5 protein-coding genes are annotated in these 7,433 nt (G+C 40.5%); 1 reads left to right on the top strand and 4 read right to left on the bottom strand.

Features of this window, described 5'->3' with window-relative positions; all coding sequences use genetic code 11:
- Positions 1 to 96: 96 nt before the first annotated feature.
- The 3 genes from JW841_17765 to JW841_17755 all read right to left on the bottom strand — a co-directional run bounded on the left by JW841_17765 (position 97) and on the right by JW841_17755 (position 4,514).
- On the bottom strand, positions 97 to 711 hold the full coding sequence (locus tag JW841_17765; GenBank protein ID MBN1962782.1) for a sigma-70 family RNA polymerase sigma factor: 615 nt from the start codon (positions 709 to 711) through the stop codon (positions 97 to 99).
- Entirely contained in the window at positions 711 to 2,336 is a 1,626-nt protein-coding gene (locus tag JW841_17760) for an FHA domain-containing protein (protein MBN1962781.1), read from the bottom strand. The genes JW841_17765 and JW841_17760 overlap by 1 nt, the downstream gene beginning before the upstream one ends.
- A gap of 774 nt (positions 2,337 to 3,110) precedes the next feature.
- Complete coding sequence (locus JW841_17755) at positions 3,111 to 4,514, bottom strand: sigma-54-dependent Fis family transcriptional regulator (protein MBN1962780.1); 1,404 nt, start codon at positions 4,512 to 4,514, stop codon at positions 3,111 to 3,113.
- Between the two features lie 103 nt (positions 4,515 to 4,617).
- Between JW841_17755 and serA the strand changes: the two genes are divergently transcribed.
- A complete protein-coding gene (gene serA / locus JW841_17750; GenBank protein ID MBN1962779.1) occupies positions 4,618 to 5,865 on the top strand; it encodes a phosphoglycerate dehydrogenase in 1,248 nt (415 codons plus the stop codon).
- Between the two features lie 45 nt (positions 5,866 to 5,910).
- Here the strand turns inward: serA and JW841_17745 are convergent, their stop codons facing one another.
- Positions 5,911 to 7,311, bottom strand: coding sequence for an FAD-binding oxidoreductase (locus tag JW841_17745; protein MBN1962778.1), 1,401 nt, complete (start codon positions 7,309 to 7,311; stop codon positions 5,911 to 5,913).
- Positions 7,312 to 7,433 lie beyond the last annotated feature (122 nt).

Here is a 7,433-nt window from a genome sequence, read left to right as displayed (position 1 = left end):
GAGAGTTTTACGTAACTCCTCGTCATTCCTACGAAAGTAGGAATCCAATTCCGATAAAAGTGAAAAATGAGACTAAGAGTCAGCTAAATAGGGGAGTTATTCCTTATTGAAATAACGCTCAAGTTCGTCTCTAACAAATAATCGAGAACGATGCAGACGGGACTTTATTGTAGGTATACTTAAGTTGAGTACTTGCGCAACTTGCTCATTATCTAGTCCTTCGACATCACGTAACAACAAAACTAAGCGATATTTTTCTGGAAGACGAGTTATCGCATCTTGAAGATGATGTGCCAGCTCCAAAGAAAGCAGTTTTTCATCAGGTTGTTGTGTCCAATAAGGAACAGCCCAAAGGCTCTTATTCGATGAAGTAAGAGTTTTGTCTGGAATATTCTCAATCGATGTTAGTGGTTTGCGTTTTTTAGTGCGCAATCGCATGAGGGCACTATTAGTTGCAATACGAAATATCCAACTGCCTGGAGTGCTATTTTGACGAAATTTCGCTAAACTACGGAATATGTTTAAAAAAGTATCTTGCACAGCTTCTTGCGTGTCATGCTTATTTTTAATCATACCATAAGCAAGCCTAAATACTCGACTATGATAGCGACGTACCAATTCTTCAAAGCTGTGATAATTGCCAGCCTGTGCTGCGAGGATTAGCTCAAGGTCTGAGCGGGTCTCTGATAGTTCTCCTTTATTTGCATTCATTATGGGTTGGCATCTATGCGTCGTGCTGATTGACGGTAACGATCGTCAGATGCTGGCAATAGTTGCATAACTAAACGATACAATGACTTAGCTCGTTTAGGATTGCTATTGTAGATTTTTTCAGCTTCATTATAAAAATCACCAGCATGTTTGCGCATTTCATCAATTTTATTTCTGGTGGGTGTGTGCGAGTTGTCGTTAGCAAGCGCAGATCTAAAGTTTGTTAAGGCATCATTGTAATCTTGGGCAAGCCAACGATCTATGCCTCGTACATAATACATATCTGCTAAATTTTTATTGATGTTTTGGCGTACAGATGAATTTGCGGGGCTGCCGATTTTTTTAGCTAATGATTTTGCTAATTCATATTCACGAATGGCAGTATCGGCACGTTTAGCAACATATTCAATTTTGGCATCAGCAATAATTAATTTAAATTTTTCAATGTTGGCAACCATAGCTGCGCTACGCTTAGAACTGCTAGCCTTAGCTTTTGCAATAGCAGTATCGTAGTTACCAGAATTGAAATATTTCACTGCATCATCGAGAAGTGATGTTTGAGTTGAAACAGATTTTGTTGAAGTTGACCGCTTATGACCTCCGGTCCGCGCGCGTTCAAGTAGATTTGTGACCTCGGCGTGACCTGGCCGAATAGCATCAACAATAGTTAAAAGTTTGATGGCATCATTATATTTACCGGCATTAATAGCATTTTTTGCCTCATCAATATTCGAGTTAAGCTGTTTGTTAATTTTGTTAAGTAAAATTTTAGCTTCGGTGGTATAGGCAGAATCTAAAATGGAACTAGCTTGATTATAGGCAAGTAGTAACTCGCCACCGGCTAAAGCGCTTCTGGCTGCAAGCAATTGTCTTTCAAATGATTTTTCACGCTCAATTTTTTTAAGATAGCGCTGGCCAGCTTGATTTGCAGGCTCAAGAGTTAAAAAGATATTGAATTGAGATTGTGCTTTTTCCCATTGTCTTTTCTGCATTGCGGTTACGCCGCTGGCAAAATAATTAGCCGCCGTGGCACGTGGAGTTGGAAGATCTTGCCGTCTTAAATAAATTATTCCTAAGGCGATTACTGCTGCAATAAGCAAAATAACAACGCTAATTAATACATAAGATAGAACCGAAGACTCTGCAGATGAAGCTGTTGTAAAAGCAGAGCGATCTCTTGTTGATTCTTTAACAATAACGTTTGCAGCAGGGATATCGTTTTTAAGTAAAGGGTCACGTTTATAGATTTCTCCGGGGGCAATAAAGCGAAACATGGCATTGCCAAAATTAATCTCATCGCCATTTTGTAATATTTGTTTAGAGATACGTTGGTGATTTACAAAAGTACCGTTGGCTGAGTTTTTATCGATAAGGTAGTAAAGGTTGCCTTCGCGATATATCTGTGCATGTTGACGCGATACCGAGGTTTCATTGAAAATAATTGAACAAGAAGATGAACGGCCAATTATATCATCTGTACTTAAAGTAAATTCTGCGCCGAGATCAGCACCGCCAACACACACTATACGTGCAGCTTCGTTATTAGTTGCAATGGCATAGCGGGGTTGTTCAGCAAGGGTGCGCGCTATTTTACCAGTATTATGCCGATCATGACTATCGTTCATAAGGCTGCGCCAACTGTCTTGGCGAGAATCAATTTCAGCCCAAGCTTGGTCGATAGCACTGGGCAACATTGCTGATGAAGTGGTTTGAATAATGCCTGCATTACCGGTAATGGCGCTAGCATCAACACTTTGAGCAATTACTTTAGCAAGCGCGGCGGCATCATCTTCTACGGCATGGTGTTCGTTAGTATCTTCTATTTCTTTGGTAGTTGGATTAACAGGGTTAGATGAATTTACTGCAGCCATTAACTCCTCAGTGCCATCGAATATAGTATTTTCATTATCCTCTGGAAAAGCGTCACCGAGAACTTCTGAGTCAGTAGAGGGGTCATGTCTGCTAATTGGTATGGTAGTTTGCGCAGCCGGAAAAGCGTCACCTAAATCATCAATTGATACGGGTTGTTGCGTTTGCGTATTTTCTATAGTCAATGTTGGGTCGGTTACCATAAAAGAATTTTTTATATTTTTTTGAGTATCAGGATTGTTCTTTGACTCTTCTGTTGTGGTTATGGTGTCTGCTGCCAGATCATCGGTAACTCTGTTGCCATCTTGGGAATTCAAGTTTGGCTCAGCTATAACATCAATACGTGTTTTTTCTGCATTAGTACTATCGGTCATTGTGGTATCGTTGTTTCTGTCTTTAGGCGTCAGAGAGGCAGATGCAGCATTACGGCTTGCAGGCTCGCCTTCATGATCGTCTTTTTGCACTGGCATTGTCTACCTGCTGTTACTTAAGTTTAAGCAATAAAGCCATTCCCTAAAAGTCTTATGCATCTAATGCAAGCCGTATTCTTTAATTTTATAAAGCAGCGCCCGATGCGATATTTCAAGCAATTCGGCGGCGCGGGTGCGATTTCCTCCAGTTTTGTTTAGAGAACGTTTAATTAATTCGCGTTCTAAAATTCTAATTGCTTTTTTTATCGAAAAATTATGATCAAAAGCAAATGGTGTCGCTAAAGCGGTTTCATTTTGTAGATGATCAGGTAGATTAGCAGCATCAATCTGGGTATTCTCAGCTAGTACCATTGCTCGTTCTACCAAATTTTCGAGTTCACGAATATTGCCTGGCCAGGAGTAGTCCAATAAAAGTCGCAATGCGTCACGCGTAAAGGTCATGCCTGGCCGATTTAGACGTTTGCCGTATTTTTCGATGAAATGTTCGACTAAAAGTGGAATATCTTCTTTGCGTTCTCGCAAAGGGGGAACGCGCAACTGTAATACGTTTAAACGATAATACAAATCTTCACGAAATTGTCCGGCTTCAACCATTTTTTGCAAATCTCTAGCAGTAGCAGTTACAACTCGAACATTAACTTTTATATCTTTAATGTCACCAACTCGGCGAATTTCATCTTCTTGTAAAAAACGTAATAGTTTAACTTGTAAAGTTAAAGGCAATTCACCAATTTCATCAAGAAATAGGGTACCAGCGTTCGCTTCTTCAATTAGACCGATTTTAGTACGTCCAGCATCAGTAAAAGCGCCTTTTACGTGACCAAATAATTCACTCTCAAGTAAAGTTTCAGGAATGGCACCGCAATTGATTGGTACAAAAGGGCCGCGTTTTCTAATTGATTCAGCATGTAGGGCGCGTGCTAATAATTCTTTGCCGGTACCTGATTCACCTTGCAGTAGCACTGTCGATTTATAATCTGCGACTTTACTAATTGTTGCCAGCGTTTCAATAAAACGTGGGCTTTTACCAATAAGTCCCATGGGTGTGGATTTACTGTGGCTTTTTTTACGCAACTGTGCGTTTTCATCGCGTAATTGCTCTCGCTCAGCTTGAAGGCGTTGCCTTTCAATGGCCATCGCGATTTTTAGTAACACCTCATCAGTACGAAATGGCTTTGAAACATAATCAGCAGCACCCATTTTCAGAGCTTTAATAGCATCTTCAAGTTCAACAAAGGCGCTCATCATGATTACGGTTACTGGTAATTGTAGATCATGTAATTTTTGCAGTAGTCCTAAGCCATCTAGTTCTGGCATGCGTACATCAGTAAGTACAATGTCTACACTGTTTTGTGCTAATATTTGCAGCGCTTCATTACCATTGCAGGCTTCACTTACCAAGTAACCATTGCGGGATAACAACAAATTAAGCATAGCTCTCATACCGGATTCATCGTCGACTATGAGAATACGTTGATATGCTGCAACGTTGGCATTATACATAAAAGCACTATAGCAAATACTATGGTGATGTGGACAGAAGGTAGCAGATGCTTTAACCAGAATATTATTTAAATTTGGTTAGGGACACCCCCTAAGGAGAAGCATGACAACGTCAAATTTTGACGCCAAAACACACATTTTATCGAGTGGTCGTATAAATGTGTTATTTTTAGAGAATTTACACGCAAACACCAAAGAAATATTGGCGAGCGAAGGATTTCAGGTTGAATCTTTGCAAAATGCCCTATCAGAAGAGGCATTGATTGAAAAATTACAAGGTGTGCATGTTTTGGGCATTCGTAGTAAAACTCTGGTAACTCAAAAAGTTTTAGAGAACGCTAAAGAATTACTCACAGTTGGTTGTTTTTGCATTGGTACCAATCAAGTAGATATTGATGCTGCACAATTACATGGAATACCTGTATTTAATGCTCCATTTGCTAATACACGCAGCGTTGCTGAGTTGATGATTGCCGAAATTATTTTACTTGCCAGACAACTTGGCGATCGTTCAAGTGATTTGCATAAAGGTAAATGGCGCAAAACCGCCGAACATAGTTATGAGATCCGTGGCAAAACTTTGGGCATTGTCGGTTATGGGCACATTGGTTCACAAGTAGGGGTCTTAGCCGAATTAATGGGCATGCGGGTTATCTATTTTGATGTAGTTAATAAGCTACCAATGGGAAATAATCGTGCGGTAAGTGATCTTTTTGAGTTACTGCGTATGGCAGACTTTGTATGTTTGCATGTACCTGAAACAGCACAGACGCGACATTTAATCGGTACGCCTGAGATTAAACAAATGAAAGCCGGTAGCTATTTGTTAAATTCTAGTCGCGGTGCTGTAGTTGATATTAGTGCGCTTAGCGATGCTTTAAAAAGCAAACATCTATTTGGTGCCGCTGTAGATGTTTATCCTGAGGAGCCTGAAGGGCAAACTGATAGTTTTGTAACCGAGCTGCAAGGTTTAGCAAATGTGCTTTTAACACCACATATTGGTGGCTCAACTCTTGAAGCACAAGCGGCCATTGGTCGTGAAGTGGGTGAAGCTTTAGCTAATTTTATTACAAGAGGCAGTACCAGTGGAGCGGTTAACTTTCCGCAACTTGATTTGCCTCGTTCTAAAGGAACGCACCGTATTTTGAATGTACACAAAAATGTTCCCGGTGTTCTGCGCGATATCAACAAAATTGTCTCGGATCATAATGCAAATATTCACAGTCAAATGTTGAGCACCGATGCACGTATTGGTTATTTGATAATGGATTTAGATCATGACGTTTCAGTTGATGTTTGTGCAGCTATTAGCAAATTGTCCACCAATTTGCGTACGCGCATAGTATCATAATCAATTGAAATTCTTTGGGTGCTGCTTGGCCAGCGCCCGATATATTTAAATATCGAATATTTTACCAGGATTTAGTATATTTAATGGATCAAGGGTACGTTTTATAGAGCGCAATAGAGATAATTCGGTATCAGTGCGGGTATAGGTCAGATAAGGCTTTTTTAATAAGCCAATTCCGTGTTCAGCCGAAATACTACCATTATGCTTTTGTACTAAAGTGAATATATGATGATCGGCTTTTGCAGTATTTACCTGAAATTCTTCAATCGCTAATTCATCTGGTTTCATAACATTAATATGCAAATTGCCATCACCAATATGACCAAAGATAGTAATTTCCCAACCCGGGTATTCTCTGCCAAGAACTGCAGCTAGCTCATCGCAAAAACCTTCAAGATTAGCGATTGGCAGTGCCACATCATTTTTATGAGGCAAACCCGTTGCAGTTAAACTATCGCTAATACCTTCACGCAAAGCCCAGAGATTGCGGGCTTGGGTTTCACTTTGGGCTAAAGTTCCATCTTGCACTAATTCGTTTTCAAAAAGCTGCATAAGCCAATTTTCAAGTGATTCGCTGGCGACATTTTCTAATTCAAGCAGAACATAATACGGCGCTGGTTCACTAAACGGGGCAGCTAAGTGACGATGACGCTGAACTCTATCTAAGCATGGCGAGTTGAAAAATTCAAAAGCCGCAATAGTAAAAGGGCTCTGGCGAATGTGGTGAAATAGTAGTAACACTGCTGCTAAATCTGGCAAAGCAAATAAAGCGACATTCAGTTGGTTGGGTAATCTAGTAAGTTTAAGTGTAGCTTCGGTAATTATTCCTAAAGTACCTTCGGTACCAATAAATAATTGGCGCAAATCAAAACCGGTATTGTTTTTTTCAAGAGCGCCATTAAGTTCTAAAATAGTACCATCGGCTAAAACTACCTGTAAACCAAGAACCCATTGTCTGGTAAGGCCATAGCGAATGACTTTTACGCCACCAGCATTAGTGGCAATATTGCCACCAATTTGACACTGTCCTTTGGCAGCAAAGTCTATCGGCCAAGTTAATTTATGATCAGCACAATGTTGGTGCACTAATTCGGTGACCACACCGGCTTGCACGCGAAGAGATTGAGCAACAGAGTCAACAGCATCAAGACGACGCATACGTTCAAGTGAAATGACAAGTTCACCATCTTTGGCAACAGCACCAGCAGCAAGGCCGGTACGCCCACCAGAAGGAACCACAGGCACCTTATGTGTGTTGCATAAACCTAACAATTTAGATACTTCAGCCGTAGTACGAGGCAACGCAATTGCTGACGGGGCAGGGTTAAAAACACGGGTCCAGTCGCGACCATACTCTATAAGATCTGCAGCATCAGTAGAAATGAAGTCCGCAGGAAAGTTTGAACTTAATGCGGTTAAAAATTTTTTAGTAAGGCTATAGGCCATATTTTTTGACTAATAGAGCCGAGCTAATAGCGCAAGAGCTGACTCTTAGTCTCATTTTTCACTTTTATCGGAATTGGATTCCTACTTTCGTAGGAATGACGAGGAGTTACGTAAAACTCTCT

The sequence above is a fragment of the Deltaproteobacteria bacterium genome, assembly GCA_016931625.1.
GTDB lineage: Bacteria > Myxococcota > XYA12-FULL-58-9 > XYA12-FULL-58-9 > JAFGEK01 > JAFGEK01.
This window is presented reverse-complemented; position numbering and strand designations above follow the sequence as displayed.

Bases quoted from the DNA above. Each gene is read 5' to 3' on its own strand.
- serA (MBN1962779.1), top strand. From the start codon at position 4,618: ATGACAACGTCAAATTTTGACGCCAAAACACACATTTTATCGAGTGGT.
- JW841_17765 (MBN1962782.1), bottom strand. From the start codon at position 711: ATGAATGCAAATAAAGGAGAACTATCAGAGACCCGCTCAGACCTTGAG.
- JW841_17755 (MBN1962780.1), bottom strand. From the start codon at position 4,514: ATGTATAATGCCAACGTTGCAGCATATCAACGTATTCTCATAGTCGAC.
- JW841_17760 (MBN1962781.1), bottom strand. From the start codon at position 2,336: ATGAACGATAGTCATGATCGGCATAATACTGGTAAAATAGCGCGCACC.
- JW841_17745 (MBN1962778.1), bottom strand. From the start codon at position 7,311: ATGGCCTATAGCCTTACTAAAAAATTTTTAACCGCATTAAGTTCAAAC.